This is a genomic window from Enterobacter sp. 22452 (genome assembly GCF_052045065.1).
Lineage (GTDB): Bacteria > Pseudomonadota > Gammaproteobacteria > Enterobacterales > Enterobacteriaceae > Enterobacter > Enterobacter mori.
In genome coordinates, this window is the sequence record NZ_JBQEOB010000002.1 from 707,662 (window position 1) to 722,690 (window position 15,029).

11 protein-coding genes are annotated in these 15,029 nt (G+C 57.8%); 3 read left to right on the forward strand and 8 right to left on the reverse strand.

Annotated elements, in window-relative coordinates; genetic code table 11:
• Positions 1-16: 16 nt before the first annotated feature.
• Positions 17-1,696: a C4-dicarboxylic acid transporter DauA gene (gene dauA, locus ACTJJA_RS08570; protein ID WP_440667415.1), complete on the forward strand. Its 1,680-nt coding sequence runs from the start codon at positions 17-19 to the stop codon at positions 1,694-1,696.
• Here the strand turns inward: dauA and ACTJJA_RS08575 are convergent.
• Positions 1,682-2,740: a MerR family transcriptional regulator gene (locus ACTJJA_RS08575; RefSeq protein ID WP_421510518.1), complete on the reverse strand. Its 1,059-nt coding sequence runs from the start codon at positions 2,738-2,740 to the stop codon at positions 1,682-1,684. The genes dauA and ACTJJA_RS08575 overlap by 15 nt on opposite strands.
• A gap of 120 nt (positions 2,741-2,860) precedes the next feature.
• Entirely contained in the window at positions 2,861-3,136 is a 276-nt protein-coding gene (gene ychH / locus ACTJJA_RS08580) for a stress-induced protein YchH (RefSeq protein WP_042713911.1), read from the reverse strand.
• Between the two features lie 274 nt (positions 3,137-3,410).
• Between ychH and pth the strand changes: the two genes are divergently transcribed.
• Both pth and ychF read left to right on the forward strand, forming a co-directional pair.
• On the forward strand, positions 3,411-3,995 hold the full coding sequence (gene pth, locus ACTJJA_RS08585; protein ID WP_023336005.1) for an aminoacyl-tRNA hydrolase: 585 nt from the start codon (positions 3,411-3,413) through the stop codon (positions 3,993-3,995).
• 126 nt (positions 3,996-4,121) lie between these two features.
• On the forward strand, positions 4,122-5,216 hold the full coding sequence (gene ychF / locus ACTJJA_RS08590; RefSeq protein ID WP_010432886.1) for a redox-regulated ATPase YchF: 1,095 nt from the start codon (positions 4,122-4,124) through the stop codon (positions 5,214-5,216).
• Positions 5,217-5,277: 61 nt separating this feature from the next.
• Here the strand turns inward: ychF and ACTJJA_RS08595 are convergent, their stop codons facing one another.
• The 6 genes from ACTJJA_RS08595 to ACTJJA_RS08620 all read right to left on the reverse strand — a co-directional run bounded on the left by ACTJJA_RS08595 (position 5,278) and on the right by ACTJJA_RS08620 (position 15,027).
• Positions 5,278-5,703: a hypothetical protein gene (locus tag ACTJJA_RS08595; protein ID WP_023336006.1), complete on the reverse strand. Its 426-nt coding sequence runs from the start codon at positions 5,701-5,703 to the stop codon at positions 5,278-5,280.
• A 14-nt stretch (positions 5,704-5,717) separates the two neighbouring features.
• Entirely contained in the window at positions 5,718-10,082 is a 4,365-nt protein-coding gene (locus tag ACTJJA_RS08600; protein ID WP_440667419.1) for an RHS repeat-associated core domain-containing protein, read from the reverse strand.
• Between the two features lie 3 nt (positions 10,083-10,085).
• Positions 10,086-10,526, reverse strand: coding sequence for a DcrB-related protein (locus ACTJJA_RS08605; RefSeq protein WP_440667421.1), 441 nt, complete (start codon positions 10,524-10,526; stop codon positions 10,086-10,088).
• 75 nt (positions 10,527-10,601) lie between these two features.
• Positions 10,602-12,524: a type VI secretion system Vgr family protein gene (locus ACTJJA_RS08610; protein ID WP_440667423.1), complete on the reverse strand. Its 1,923-nt coding sequence runs from the start codon at positions 12,522-12,524 to the stop codon at positions 10,602-10,604.
• Between the two features lie 65 nt (positions 12,525-12,589).
• A complete protein-coding gene (locus ACTJJA_RS08615; protein ID WP_440667425.1) occupies positions 12,590-13,024 on the reverse strand; it encodes a hypothetical protein in 435 nt (144 codons plus the stop codon).
• Positions 13,025-13,098: 74 nt separating this feature from the next.
• On the reverse strand, positions 13,099-15,027 hold the full coding sequence (locus tag ACTJJA_RS08620; protein WP_440667427.1) for a type VI secretion system Vgr family protein: 1,929 nt from the start codon (positions 15,025-15,027) through the stop codon (positions 13,099-13,101).
• Positions 15,028-15,029: the final 2 nt, after the last annotated feature.

The window sequence follows — 15,029 nt, forward strand, 5'->3', positions numbered from 1 at the left end:
CGGATGATAGATAATTGTGAAAAACGTAACTTCCTCACATGTTCTGCCCTTTCGCGCCCTCATCGACGCCTGCTGGAAAGAGAAGTACACCTCATCACGCTTTGTACGTGACCTGATTGCCGGGATCACCGTCGGCATTATCGCCATCCCGCTGGCGATGGCGCTGGCGATTGGCAGCGGCGTTGCGCCGCAGTACGGTCTGTACACCTCGGCCGTTGCCGGGATCGTCATCGCCCTGACGGGCGGCTCGCGCTTCAGCGTCTCCGGCCCGACCGCCGCCTTTGTGGTGATCCTCTACCCGGTTTCACAGCAGTTTGGTCTGGCAGGCCTGCTGGTCGCCACCCTGATGTCCGGCGTCTTTTTAATTTTGTTTGGCCTGGCCCGTTTTGGCCGCCTGATCGAGTACATACCCCTTTCCGTCACGCTGGGGTTCACATCCGGGATCGGTATCACCATCGGGACGATGCAAATCAAGGATTTCCTCGGCCTGCAAATGACTCACGTCCCTGAACACTATCTGCAAAAAGTGGGCGCGCTGTTTATGGCGTTGCCGACTGCAAACCTGGGCGACGCCGCCATTGGGATTGTGACGCTGGGTACGCTGATCGTCTGGCCTCGTCTGGGGATCCGTCTCCCGGGCCATCTGCCCGCCCTGCTGCTGGGCTGCGCGGTGATGGCTATCGTCAATATGTTCGGTGGTCATGTCGCGACCATCGGCTCGCAGTTCCACTATGTTCTGGCGGACGGTTCACAGGGTAGCGGCATTCCGCAGCTGTTGCCGCAGCTGGTGCTGCCTTGGGACATGCCCGGCTCCAGCTTTACCCTAAGCTGGGATTCCCTGCGAGCTTTGCTTCCCGCCGCATTTTCTATGGCGATGCTGGGGGCGATTGAGTCCCTGCTGTGCGCCGTCGTACTGGACGGTATGACCGGCACCAAACACAAAGCCAACAGCGAGCTGGTCGGTCAGGGATTAGGCAACCTCGTCGCGCCGTTCTTCGGCGGTATTACCGCAACGGCAGCCATCGCCCGTTCTGCTGCCAACGTGCGCGCGGGAGCAACCTCACCCGTTTCGGCGGTTATCCACTCCGTGCTGGTGATCCTCGCCCTGCTCATTCTTGCTCCTTGGCTCTCCTGGCTCCCGCTCTCTGCAATGGCGGCACTGCTGCTGATGGTGGCGTGGAACATGAGCGAGGCGCATAAGGTGGTGAACCTGCTGCGTCGCGCGCCGAAGGACGACATCATCGTGATGCTAATCTGCATGTCGCTGACCGTGCTGTTCGATATGGTTATCGCCATCAGCGTCGGGATCGTGCTGGCTTCCCTGCTGTTTATGCGCCGCATTGCGCAGATGACGCGCCTCTCCCCGGTTAACGTGGAGGTGCCTGATGATGTGCTGGTGCTACGCGTAATTGGCCCGCTGTTCTTCGCTGCGGCGGAAGGCCTGTTCAGCGATCTGGAGTCCCGCATCGCGGGCAAACGGATTGTGGTACTGAAATGGGATGCCGTACCGGTGCTGGACGCCGGCGGGCTGGATGCCTTCCAACGCTTCGTGAAACGTCTGCCGGAAGGCTGTGAGCTGCGGGTGAGTAACCTAGAGTTCCAGCCCCTGCGCACCATGGCGCGTGCGGGCGTGCAGCCCATCCCTGGCCGACTCTCCTTCTACCCTAACCGGGATGCCGCGCTAGCGGACCTGTGAGCCACCTGATGCAGAGAAACGTCTCTGCATCATCACCCCGATAGCCTGCTGGAGCCACCCAAGTACGGCAGGCGTCATCCATGTTCCCTTCATCAGATGCGGCTCCTGCTGCATGGCCACGCGAAACTTTTGCTGGGTCTCCGGGTTCGTACCCGCGTACGACTGGAACAACGCCAGCCAGTTTTCGGCAAGCTTTTGCGCCTCTTCAGAGGTGGGGTCTAGATTTTCCCGCTGCGCCTGGTGCACTTTTGCCACCAGCGGCGGCCACTCCATCATGCGGTCAAAGTAGTGTTTCCGGGTAAAAGCCATCTCTTCGGCAGAGAGATATTTCTCCCAGATAATAAGTTTCGATTCGGCAAACGCCCGCGTAATGTAATCGGTCATCTCCGGCGTAATGCCGGTCTGTGCCTGCATCTGTGGCTCAACGCTGTGCATTTCGTTCAGCCGGGTGAGAAACTCCGGCTTACCCGCTGTGTCCAGCTCCAGGCGTTCCATCCAGCGCGTCGCCAGGTCCATCGCCCGGGCGTCCGTCACGGGTATGTGTTGTTCCAGCAGCATGCTGGCCTCTGCAACCAGCCCTGACCAGATAGCCGCCAGCGCATCCTTCTGCACCGCAAACGGCAGCTGCTGTAACTCTTCTTTGCTAAACCAGCGATCGTACATATTCATTAACTCCAGAGTCTGTAGCCAGGATTCCAGATCGGGAGTCTCATCGGCGGCAAGCCCGGTGCGTAAGTCCATCAGCCTGTCGCGCAGCGTGTTTATGCTGCGCAGCTGTTTATCCAGCAGGCTGATTTGCGCATCGAGGAGTTCCGTTAACGACAGCGACTCCTGTTCCAGAAAATCCCTGATTTCAGCAAGTTCCAGCCCCGCTTTTGCCAGCGCCTGGATCATGTGCAGACGCTGGACATCCGCCAGGTTGTAAAGCCGGTAACCTGCCGCGCTTCTGGCAGAAGGCAGCAACAGCCCTGTTTGCTCATAGTGATGCAATGTTCGTACGGTGATCCCGGCACGTTTCGCCAGTTCACCCACCTGAATCAACATAACTGCTCCTTTTCTTTGCCAGTGGCACCACTCTGGAGCCTTACGTTACGTGAGGGTCAACCCTTGATGCAAAAAAAAACGGCTCCCCAGGGAACCGTTTCGGTGTTCTTCATCGTAGCACTAGCTGTGCTTATGCTGGTCGCGACGACAGCGTTTGTCGTAGTGGCGCACCCACCAGTACTTGTCACACACTTCCTCATGGCCGCTCACGCGAGCCCCCGCCAGCCATAATACCGCACCAATGAAGATGCTCAATATCGCGCCATGCGCGAAGTATTGCGGGAGATCAAACTGTGGTAACTGGTTTAAAATTGAATAACCCACCCCGGCTACCATCACGAACAGCCCCAACCCCATTAGCACGTTACCGAGTATCGAAGCGTTTTTGCGTTTCATGTGTCACCTCCGGAACTTTGGGTTGTCAGGGGAAAAGCCCCTAATCCTTGTGTGTAAAGTATAGACAACGCCCCTTTTATGAGTTGCGTGAATGATCACAATTACAGATAACGCCCAAACAAAAGTTTACAAATAAGGCTTTGAACAGCTTGAAATTCTAATTGTTCAAACCGGAAATTATTCGCATTTCGTTATGATGCTCGCAGAATTTTGTCAAGCGGCGCGCCAGACAGTAAACTACGCGCCAGATCTGGAACCCATTAGGAATTGAATCGTGACGATTAAACTGATTGTCGGCCTCGCCAACCCGGGCGCAGAATATGCGGCCACTCGCCACAACGCCGGGGCATGGTACGTCGATCTGCTGGCCGAGCGGTTACGTGCTCCCCTGCGTGAAGAACCTAAATTCTTCGGCTATACCTCACGTATCAACCTTGCTGGCGCGGATGTTCGCTTACTGGTGCCCACCACCTTTATGAACCTGAGCGGTAAAGCCGTGGCGGCAATGGCAACGTTTTATCGCATCAATCCGGATGAAATTCTGGTGGCTCACGATGAGCTGGATCTCCCGCCTGGCGTAGCAAAATTCAAACTGGGCGGCGGGCACGGCGGCCACAACGGTCTTAAAGATATCATCAGCAAGCTGGGCAATAACCCGAATTTCCACCGTTTGCGCGTCGGAATCGGTCATCCGGGCGATAAAAACAAAGTTGTCGGTTTCGTACTCGGTAAGCCCCCGGTTTCTGAGCAGAAACTGATTGACGAAGCGGTAGACGAAGCGGCGCGCTGCACCGAAATCTGGCTGAAAGACGGGCTAACCAAAGCGACAAACCGCTTACACGCTTTCAAAGCGCAATAATCTGCCCGATCCGGCTTTTTTACCGCGCGTCATGCGGGTTACGTGTATAATAGGCGTAGTTATTTACTTTTCATCAGTCGGTTATCGTTAACGGATTGATTATCAAGATATTAAGGTGATTTAGAAATGGGATTCAAATGCGGTATCGTCGGTCTGCCAAACGTGGGCAAATCCACCCTGTTTAACGCGCTTACCAAAGCGGGTATCGAAGCGGCGAACTTCCCGTTCTGTACCATCGAACCTAACACTGGCGTTGTGCCAATGCCGGATCCGCGTCTGGACCAGCTCGCGGAAATCGTGAAGCCGCAGCGTATTCTGCCGACCACCATGGAGTTCGTGGACATTGCGGGCCTGGTAAAAGGCGCATCCAAAGGTGAAGGCCTGGGTAACCAGTTCCTGACCAACATCCGTGAAACCGAAGCGATCGGCCACGTTGTGCGCTGCTTCGAGAACGACAACATCATCCACGTAAACAACAAAGTGGATCCGGCCGACGACATCGACGTCATCAACACCGAGCTGGCGCTCTCCGATCTCGACACCTGCGAACGCGCGATTCACCGCGTGCAGAAGAAAGCCAAAGGCGGCGACAAAGACGCGAAAGCGGAACTGGCTGCGTTGGAAAAATGTCTGCCACAGCTGGAAAACGCCGGCATGCTGCGCGCGCTGAAAAACCTGACTGAAGAAGACAAAGCGGCAATCAAATACCTGAGCTTCCTGACCCTGAAGCCAACCATGTACATCGCTAACGTTAACGAAGACGGTTTCGAGAACAACCCGTACCTGGACAAAGTGCGTGAAATCGCGGCGGCAGAAGGTTCTGTGGTTGTTGCCGTGTGCGCGGCCGTTGAATCCGATATCGCCGAGCTGGACGATGCCGATCGTGAAGAGTTCATGGCCGAGCTGGGTCTGGAAGAGCCGGGCCTGAACCGCGTGATCCGCGCAGGCTATGAGCTACTGAACCTGCAGACATACTTCACCGCTGGCGTGAAGGAAGTGCGTGCGTGGACCATCCCTGTGGGTGCAACTGCGCCTCAGGCGGCTGGTAAAATCCACACCGACTTCGAGAAAGGCTTTATTCGTGCGCAGACCATCGCGTTTGAAGACTTCATCACCTACAAGGGTGAGCAAGGCGCGAAAGAAGCAGGCAAGATGCGTGCGGAAGGGAAAGATTATATCGTTAAAGATGGCGACGTAATGAACTTCCTGTTTAACGTTTGATTTGTTTTGAATGAAAAAAATCCACGCCAAGGCGTGGATTTTTTTTCATAAATTACCGATTTTACGCCCTCTTGCGCAGATAGAACTCAAGGTATTTTTTAGGTCTATCCTGAAACGCACGCTCTTTGCCGTAGTTATAAGCATCGTTGAAATATTTATACGCTTCATCGAATTGATTCAACTCGTAACAGACCATGCCGAGGTCGATTGATGGTGCAGTGTCTATATCCGATCCACGTGTGCGCAACGTCGTCTCTCCCCATTTCTTCGCCTCATCGTAATCGGCGAGATCAAAATATGCGCTGTACATGCACGCAGAGATCCAGTTGGCAAGTTCCCATTCAAGCTTTGGTTCAGGGAGAGCTTGCCATGCTTTTTGGTATTGCTCTAAAGCCTCGGCGTATTTTTTGTCATCGTGAAACTCGTTTCCTTTTTCAACAAAGGAGTTAATTTCGGATTCAATTTTTGGGTCTTCAAGATCTTTCATGGAACAATGCTCCTTCATTGGAAATATTGGGATTTTTCCTGTGGGCCAATAAAATCAGCGGAATCTTTATATCTATCAGGTAGCAGCGCTCCCTGAGACCGATTGTGGCCATAATATTCAAGCTCATAATTTCTGGAATCTCTCATAAAGGCTCTGACCTCACGAGATTTAGGACCATAGTAGCCACCCTTCTGATTCCAGTATTTAACTGCATCTGTTAAATGAGCCATGTCCGCATCCTGAATACGGTACCATTTACCATCAGTTGAGCTTTTAAATTGCATCCTATCGCCCGTACCACGAATACGTCCTTCTCCTCGCATTCGTGCGATTACTTCACGTCCAGTTTTACTATTTTTTCCCGGGGTTCTTCCCATAAATTTTTTACGGCAACTCAACCCCCACGGATCCACCCACCCCAGCGCATTCGGCGCATACTGGTAAAGGTTTATCCCCCCCGCCAACCCTATCGGGTCCTGCTGCGTAAACCGTCCGCAGTCCGGGTCGTAATACCGGAACAGATTGTAGTGCAGCCCTGTCTCACGGTCCAGGTATTGCCCCTGCATGCGCAGGTTCTGGGAATATCCTGATAGCTGTGTTTCGCTTTCCCGCAACAGCTTGCCCCAGGCGCTGTTCACTCCTTCCCAGCGCACCTGCCCTTCGATATCCGTCATCCGCTCCGGTGTGCCGTTCGGCTGGCAGTGGAACCAGAAAATCTCCGGCGCTTCCACGCCGTCAATACGCGCCAGCGGGTCATAGCTGTCCTGGTCGCTGTAAACGTAGGTGAGCGGCACGTCTCCGTGCACCTCCTGCAGCAGGCGGAACCCTTCCCAGACAAACCGGGTGGTAACCGGCTTGCCGGCTGGCTGACCGCCCAGCATCTGCTGACGCGTTTTGCTGATGCGGCGTCCGAGCGGGTCGTAGCGGAAGCTGACCTGCGTCTGCGGCCTGTTGCGATCCCGCGGCTGGCTAATAACCTCCGTCAGGCGATGTTCGCCGTCATAGCGGTAGTGCCAGCGAGTCTGACCGTTATCTTTCTCCACGGTACGGCCATGGATGTCATAACGCCAGCGAATGCCGTTCAGCTGCGTCAGGCGGTTGTGCGTAACCTTCTCAGCAGAGCCTTCGAGCGGGTTACCGGCAGCGTCCCAGCGCCACTGCTCCTGTCCGGGCAGCGTGCCGTCCTGAACCAGCAGACGCCCGGCGCTGTCGTACTGCCAGCGGTACCAGCTGAACGGGTTATCGTCGCGCTCTTCCCGCACCAGGTTATTGCGGTAATCGTAATCCCAGCGGCGGGACCACCGGCGCGGCGACGGGCGCTGGGCATTGCCGGTAAAGACGTCACGGCGATGCAGTCGCCCAAGACGATCGTATTCGCTGCGGGTGGTCAGCAGCCCTTGCGTGCGGCTGGTCTCACGATGGAGTTCGTCACGGGTAAAATCGGAGACCGACAGCTTATCGAGAGCAATGCTGAGCAGATGCCCACTGCCGTAGTAAAACTGCTTCAGCTCGCGACCATCGGGAAGCGTGACAGAGGTGCGGTTGCCAAGGGCGTCATACTCCCACGCCAGCTCGCCGTGCTCGCCCGCCTCGCGCGTGACGCGACCAAGCGCGTCATAGTCAAAGGCAAGCTCCTGCTCTGCCTCGGTGGTCCACGCGTCGGCTGAAAGCGCAGGGTGCAGCCCAATCCGGCTTAATAGCCCGGACGGGGTATAGTGGTAGCGGGTCTGTCCTTCCGGCGTGGTGCGGGCGACCAGCTGGCCGCTCGCGCTCCAGGCGAAAGCGTGGGTAATGGCTTCGGGATGACCGGCGGCAAAGGTACGCGCTATCGTGCGCCCGCAGGCGTCGTAGCGATACTGCGAGGCCACGCCATCGAGCCCTACCTCTTCCAGCAGCAGAGAGTCTGCACCCCAGCGGAACTGATACGCTTCGCCGTTTTCGTTTTCAAGAGCAACCAGACGCCCTCGGCTGTCCCAGCGGCGACGAACCTCCTCACCCTGAGTATTACGCGTGGCGGTTAAGCGCCCTGCCTCATCGTATCTGAACTCACTTTCTTTACCGTCCGCGCCAGCATGCTTCACCGGCAGGCCACGTTCGTTCCATTTGAGCGACTCCGTCCAGCCTTCCGGACGATCGAGCTGCACCGGGCGCCCTGCGGCGTCGTAGCGGTAACAGGTCTCTTCGCCGTCAGCGCTTATCTCTGCCACCAGCCAGCCCAGCGGATGATAGCGGTAGCGGGTAATACGCCCGGAACAGTCAGTCGCACGAACGATCTGCCCGGCCTCGTTGTACTCCTGATAGCGGCTGTTGCCGGCGGCATCTATCTCTTCAACCACCTGACCAAACTCGTCCCGGCGCAGCTGTGTGGTCTGTCCCATCGGATCCACCACACGCTTCAGCCCGTGATGTTCGTCGTACCAGAACCGGGTGGCGCTGCCGTCGGCTTCAACGATGGCTGACGGCAGCGCGCGGTGCTCAAGCCAGTTCGTTGCGCGGGCATTGCCGTCGGCGTCGATCTCCTGCACCCGGTTGCCCATCTCGTCATAAACGAAGGTAACGGCGTTCCCGAGCGGATCGATGCGGCGGGTCAGGAGCTCGTTGTCATCCCACTCGTAGCGCCAGTTTTCACCGCGCTCGTCAACGTAGCGGACGATCAGATTTTGCGCGTTCCAGTAGTGGCGGCGCGTCTGACCGTCGTAGTGCTCAACGGTCGTCAGCCCGGCGGCTAAATCATAGGTAAAGCGGCAGCCGTCGCCTGTGCTGGTGCGGTTTTCTACCACGCGCCAGTGATCGAATTTTTTCCAGCGGTATTCGCTCTCCAGACCGCCCGGCATCCGGTGCCAGACCATCAGCCCGTGCTCGTTATAACGGTATTCACGCGTCACCACGCCGGAGGCATCCGTCACGCTCGCCAGCTGTCCGCGCGCATCGTAGCCCCACTGCATCAGCGGCCATGTCTGGTTGCCGTCGAAATGGCTGGCAGCGGTCACGCGCTGCGGGAACCGTTCGTCCTCATAGCGCAGGGTGACGTCTATCGCCCGCGGCTCATCGTGAAGACCAACCAACCTGCCGTGCTCGTCCCACGCCGTCAGCAGCGCGTTGCCGTATTCATCACTCAGGGAGGCCAGACGCAGGATTAAGGGGTTCGCCCGGGTCGGTTTGTACAGACGCCACACCGCGCCGTCATCGTCGGCAATCGCCACGTCGCCGCTCTCATTGCGGCGGATAATAATGCCTTCGCTGATGCTGTAAAACGCGCGGTCAACAGGGGGCAGTTCAAAGCTCAGCTCGCGCCCGGTTTCGTCGAACCAGGTGGCGTTGTTTTCTTCCAGCGTCAGATAGCTGTCAAAGGTGGTTGCCCAGCCCAGGCCAAATAGCCCTTCGCGGGTGGTCAGGCTGTTGTAGCTGCGCTGCCAGCGAAGCGGGAAGCGCCCCGGCAGCGAGAAATCAAGCTCGTCATCGTCATTCAGCACCTTCACGCCGGTGGCGGCGTGAACCGGGTGCGAGGAGCCAAACACGGCATTGACGGCCATATCGGCCAGCATCCCGCCGCCCGCCGCCGCCAGTGCGCAGGGCATGTTTTTCAAAATCTTGCCCGGACGGCCGCGGAGCAGGGAGAGCGCAATCATCCCCAGCGCCAGACCCGGCGTTTTGCCGCTTTTGATATCGCGAACCGTGAGCGTGTCGCCGCCGATGATCACGTTCGGGGAGACGTCATCGGAAACGGTCCCTTCGCAGGTGGTGCGATCTTTCGCACGCACCGCAGGCTGGCCGTTAATGAAGACGCTTTTCGAGCCTTCCGCCAGATACTGCGGTCCGGAGTGCTTTTCACACGCCACCTTGTCTTCTTCCAGCGGTGAGGTGCCCGCGGCGGCAGACGCCACGCTCGGCTGCCACATTTCGCTACCAAACTGTCCGGCAGCGGAAAGCAGCATGCCCGCGTAATCGGCAAAGCTGCCCGGAGACTGCGGCTCAGGTGAAGGGGTATCTGCTGGCGTCAGCGTTCCGGCCGCGCGTGCGGCGGGGATCGCATTCGTCAGAACGTTGCTGGAGCCGGTGGTGATTTTACCTGCAGGCGACGGCGGGAAAAGCGCGTTGCCTAACCCCTCAGCGGCGTTGCTGATATCGTCTGTGATCCCCGCCACGTTGGCCAGAACGCCGCCAATGATGCCGCTTAACAGACAGCTGGAGCCAATCGCTGCCACGCCTGCGGCTGCAGCCCCTGCCCCCAGCAATGGCGCTGCGACGGTAGCTGCGGCACCCACCGCCGCGCCGATCACCGCATAAGCGGCACCTTCCGCCACAATGCTGGTGATGTCCGCAAAAATGCTGGAGTGAATAATCTCGTCGCCCTTACGGGCCGCGTTGTTATCGCTCATGCCTTACACAGTCCGGTTGTCGTTTAGCGTCAGGCTCTGCTTAAGCGCGCTCCAGCGCCCCTCATCCTCTTCAGTGAATGCTCTGAGCGCTGAGAGGGTAAAAATCATCAACACCGGTTTGCCCGGCGTCTGCACGGCCAGCTGTTTTTGCCACAGGCGCTGCCCGTTATGGTCAAAGTTGGTTTCAACTTCCAGACCGCTGATATTGCCGTCAGGCCCGGCTTTCGCACCCTGGAACTCGCTCTGAACGACCTCGCCCATCTGAGGGCGCATCACGTCCCACTGGCGGTGGAACTCTTTCTCATAATCGCTGCCATCCGGGATAACGCCGCGGCTGACCACGACGGACAGCCCGCTTTCGTCATCGCGAATAATGTTCATGCTGTTATCCTGCCAGGCAGCAGGAAAAAGGGAAAACGAACCTTCCTGGAGGGTGTATTTCATTGGTGAATCCGCGTCTAAGAATGCTGGAGATTTTTAAGGGCCGTTATGGACAACATGGCGGCAGACAGAAAGCGGTTATTCTTTCGGCGGCGTGAATTTCTCCTGCACCGCCGCATCAATATCCCCTTTATGCCCCGCGCCCGGTGCCGTTGTGCCCGGCTTGGTTCCCGATGTATTCAGGTGCAGCTTTCCGCCCGTCGTGATATGGCCATCCCCTTCAACAAAGAAGTTAAACTCTTTGCCGATCAGGCTAATTTTGCCGTTCGCGTTAAGCTCTATGGCGCTCTCGCCGGAGACAAGTCTCAGCTTTGTTCCGGAAGCGATAACGTACTGCTCCACCGCCGCATCCAGCTTGCCTTTCCCCGTCAGGATCTCGGTTCCACCTTTCACCGCCTGGATCTGATTAGCCTCCACGCGATGCAGCTCGTTTTTCTTAACGTAATGGCTGCGCTCGCCACCGACGCTGTGCGTTTCATCATTCTTAACGCTGGTGTCCATGTTGCGCTCGGCCTGGATCCACACCTGCTCTGCACCTGCCTTGTCCTCAAAGCGCAGGGCGTTGGCGTTGTCGACCGAGCCATCCTTCGTGCGGCTCATGAAGCCCATCTGTGTCGCCGCCGCCGGCAGCGCCCACGGCGGCATGCTCGCGTCGTTGTACACACGACCGGTGATAATCGGACGGTCCGGGTCGCCGTTGATAAAGTCCACCACCACCTCATCGCCGACGCGCGGAATTTGTACCCCGCCGTAGCCCTGGCCCGCCCACGCGCTCGACACGCGCACCCAGCAGGAGCTGGTGTCATCGCCCTTCGCCAGACGGTCCCAGTGGAACTTCACCTTCACGCGACCGTATTTATCCGTCCAGATACTTTCCCCCTGCGGCCCGACCACTTTCGCGGTCTGCGGGCCGTAGGTGCGCGGCCACGCCGTGCTCTGCGCCGGGCGATAAGAGACCGACGCCGGGATGACCGTGAAATCGGTGCGGTGAATGGTTTCACCTTCACCGCTGGCGTAGCGGTTCTCCTCGAAGTGGTATCCGGCCGCCGTCACCAGATACTGGCCGTTATCGCTGAAGAATGGCGCGTTGGTCAGGGTGAAGATGTGGCCCGGCGCAACGCCCGCCGCCGTGGCGGTGGCCTGAATCTGCTGATGCTCCACCTGCCAGCGCTCCTGGCGAATGCGGGCGTAGAACTCCGCATGCCCGGTCTCCACAAAGCGGCCCGGCCAGTCGTAGACGTCAATGCTGCCCGGTTTCGGCGACGCCGGGTTCTGCTGGGCCTGGAACAGCCACGCGTTCGGCTTGCGGAAGTCGTAGTCATCGAGGCTGTAAATGCCCGGTGTGACGCTGTCCTCCAGTGCCCACTGACCGATGCCCTCTTCGTCCGTACTGCCGCCGGACGGCGTCTGGTGATACGGAATCACCTCGTAGCCGCTGAACGGCTGGTGCTGCGTGGCGGCGTCGGTGAGCACCAGGGTATGTTTGTCGGCCTCGTGGCTGAAGTAATACGCTATCCCCTCCAGCTCCATCAGCCGGCTGATGAAGTCCAGGCTCGACTCCTGATACTGCACGCAGTAGTCCCACACCCGGTAGCTGCCGGTGAGTTTGTCCTCCACGTTGACCTGATGCTCTCCCAGCAGGGTCTTCACTATCTGCGGCACCGTCTGCCCCTGGAAGATACGCAGGTTGCGGTCGCGCTTCATTGGCCACAGGTCCGGCTCCACCGTCAGCTGGTACACCGCGTAGCGGGTGCCCGTCAGCTCAACGGCGCTCACCGCCACGCGCGTGACTTTGCCGTTGATATAGCGGGAGCTGAGCAGGTTCTGCGTCGGGATGGTCACCGTGACCGGCTGCCCGAGCAATTTGCTGCGGTCAATGCGCGCATCCGTGCCGAGCAGGGTCAGCGTCAGGGCGAACGACTCGGACATCGCCTCGCGGCCGGAGAGTTTCCAGAAGAGCAGCCCCTCGACCGGGAGCTGAACGGTAATTCGGTTGAGCATAATCGTTATTCCGTAAATGCAACATCTTTGTTTCAGCGGCCACGAAGCAGCGTCAATCGCAACACTTACTTAAGCCACAGGCCTGAAAACATAAGGACACACCCTAACGAGAGAAGGAGTTTAGCGAAGACAAATAAGGGCGGCGCTACGGTGCGTGACATATGGGAGATCTTTTCATAATTGCGAAAATTCATTTTTTTATGCGCGGCCATAACGCCTGAAAATAGAACACACAGCAAAGCGACGGCAAATTTCATGCCCCAGACGCACAGGAGAGACATAGAAATGATGATGGAGTATTTTTTTGCCACCGCGACAGGAAATAATAAAAATGACAGCGCCAGCCATTTCAAAAAGAAACCAATGACAACCGTAGAAAGCAGAACAAGCACCAACATCAGGCCCGTTGTTATCCACTGTTTTTTATCAAAGGCGTTCTTTTCATTCCAGATAACCGCCAGCGTCAGGATCAAAAAGAAAAGGAAGAAAAACCAGTGCATTACAATTTATCCCATCGACAACCCCGGCACCTTACGGTGACGGGGTTGTCGGTTATGTACCAGCCTGAATACGTTTACTTATTAGCGTTGAAAACAAAAAAGCTATCCACTTCCTGCTGGATTGCCGTCTGGTGGGATGCCCCAGGAGGATTGATCGCATTGCTTCCACCGGTAGGATTCAGATGCAGTTCACCGCCAAGCGTGTTTATTTGCGCATTCTGCTTAGCAGTAAAGTTGAAGTTATTGCCAATGATATTAACGCTTCCATCTTTCGATAATTCAATGGCGCTTTCACCACATTCCAGCCTCAGCGTATTACCCGCAGAAAGAATATAGTCGTTAACCACTTTGTCACTGCGACTGTTACCCGTCAGGCACACGACGTCCCCTTTAACGCCCGCTTTCTGATTTTTTACAACCCGTAAGGTTTCATCTTCTCCCACATATTGGGTTCGATTCTTTTCAGTCGAATGGGATTCATCATTTTTGACGTTGATATCCAGGTTGCGTTCGGCCTGGAGCCACACCTGCTCGCCTCCCGCCTTATCCTCAAAGCGCAGGGCGTTTGCATTGTCGACGGAACCGTCTTTCGTCCGGCTCATAAAGCCCATCTGCGTCGCCGCTGCCGGCAGCGCCCACGGCGGCATACTCGCGTCGTTGTACACGCGACCGGTGATAATCGGACGGTCCGGGTCGCCGTTGATAAAGTCCACCACCACCTCATCGCCGACGCGCGGAATTTGCACCCCGCCGTAGCCCTGGCCCGCCCACGCGCTCGACACGCGCACCCAGCAGGAGCTGGTGTCATCGCCCTTCGCAAGCCGGTCCCAATGGAACTTCACCTTCACGCGACCGTATTTGTCCGTCCAGATACTTTCCCCCTGCGGCCCGACCACTTTCGCGGTCTGCGGGCCGTAGGTGCGCGGCCACGCCGTGCTCTGCGCCGGGCGATAAGAGACCGACGCCGGGATGACCGTGAAATCGGTGCGGTGAATGGTTTCACCTTCACCGCTGGCGTAGCGGTTCTCCTCGAAGTGGTATCCGGCCGCCGTCACCAGATACTGGCCGTTATCGCTGAAGAACGGCGCGTTGGTCAGGGTGAAGATGTGGCCCGGCGCAATGCCCGCCGCTGTGGCGGTGGCCTGAATCTGCTGGTGCTCAACCTGCCAGCGCTCCTGGCGAATGCGGGCGTAGAACTCCGCATGCCCGGTCTCGACAAAGCGACCCGGCCAGTCGTACACGTCAATGCTGCCCGGTTTCGGCGATGCCGGGTTCTGCTGGGCCTGGAACAGCCACGCGTTCGGCTTGCGGAAGTCGTAGTCGTCGAGGCTGTAAATGCCCGGCGTCACGCTGTCTTCCAGCGCCCACTGGCCGATGCCCTCTTCGTCGGTACTGCCGCCGGACGGCGTCTGGTGATAAGGAATCACCTCGTAGCCGCTGAACGGCTGATGCTGGGTGGCGGCATCAGTCAGCACCAGGGTGTGTTTATCAGCCTCGTGGCTGAAGTGATAGGCAATCCCCTCCAGCTCCATCAGACGGCTGATGAAGTCCAGGCTCGACTCCTGATACTGCACGCAGTAGTCCCACACCCGGTAGCTGCCGGTGAGCTTATCCTCAACGTTGACCTGATGCTCCCCCAGCAGGGTCTTCACTATCTGCGGCACCGTCTGCCCCTGGAAGATACGCAGGTTGCGGTCGCGCTTCATCGGCCACAGGTCCGGCTCCACCGTCAGCTGGTACACCGCGTAGCGGGTGCCCGTCAGCTCAACGGCGCTCACCGCCACGCGCGTGACTTTGCCGTTGATATAGCGGGAGGTAAGCAGGTTCTGCGTCGGGATGGTCACCGTGACCGGCTGACCGAGCAATTTGCTGCGGTCGATGCGCGCATCCGTGCCGAGCAGGGTCAGCGTCAGCGCAAACGACTCGGACATCGCCTCGCGGCCGGAGAGTTTCCAGAAAAGCAGCCCCTCGACCGGGAGCTGAACGGTAATTCGGTTAAGCATAA

Excerpts from the sequence above, each read along its gene's own strand:
- ACTJJA_RS08610 (WP_440667423.1), bottom strand. The coding sequence starts at position 12,524 with ATGCTCAACCGAATTACCGTTCAGCTCCCGGTCGAGGGGCTGCTCTTC.
- ychF (WP_010432886.1), top strand. The coding sequence starts at position 4,122 with ATGGGATTCAAATGCGGTATCGTCGGTCTGCCAAACGTGGGCAAATCC.
- ACTJJA_RS08615 (WP_440667425.1), bottom strand. The coding sequence starts at position 13,024 with ATGCACTGGTTTTTCTTCCTTTTCTTTTTGATCCTGACGCTGGCGGTT.
- ychH (WP_042713911.1), bottom strand. The coding sequence starts at position 3,136 with ATGAAACGCAAAAACGCTTCGATACTCGGTAACGTGCTAATGGGGTTG.
- ACTJJA_RS08595 (WP_023336006.1), bottom strand. The coding sequence starts at position 5,703 with ATGAAAGATCTTGAAGACCCAAAAATTGAATCCGAAATTAACTCCTTT.
- ACTJJA_RS08575 (WP_421510518.1), bottom strand. The coding sequence starts at position 2,740 with ATGTTGATTCAGGTGGGTGAACTGGCGAAACGTGCCGGGATCACCGTA.
- ACTJJA_RS08620 (WP_440667427.1), bottom strand. The coding sequence starts at position 15,027 with ATGCTTAACCGAATTACCGTTCAGCTCCCGGTCGAGGGGCTGCTTTTC.
- ACTJJA_RS08605 (WP_440667421.1), bottom strand. The coding sequence starts at position 10,526 with ATGAAATACACCCTCCAGGAAGGTTCGTTTTCCCTTTTTCCTGCTGCC.
- ACTJJA_RS08600 (WP_440667419.1), bottom strand. The coding sequence starts at position 10,082 with ATGAGCGATAACAACGCGGCCCGTAAGGGCGACGAGATTATTCACTCC.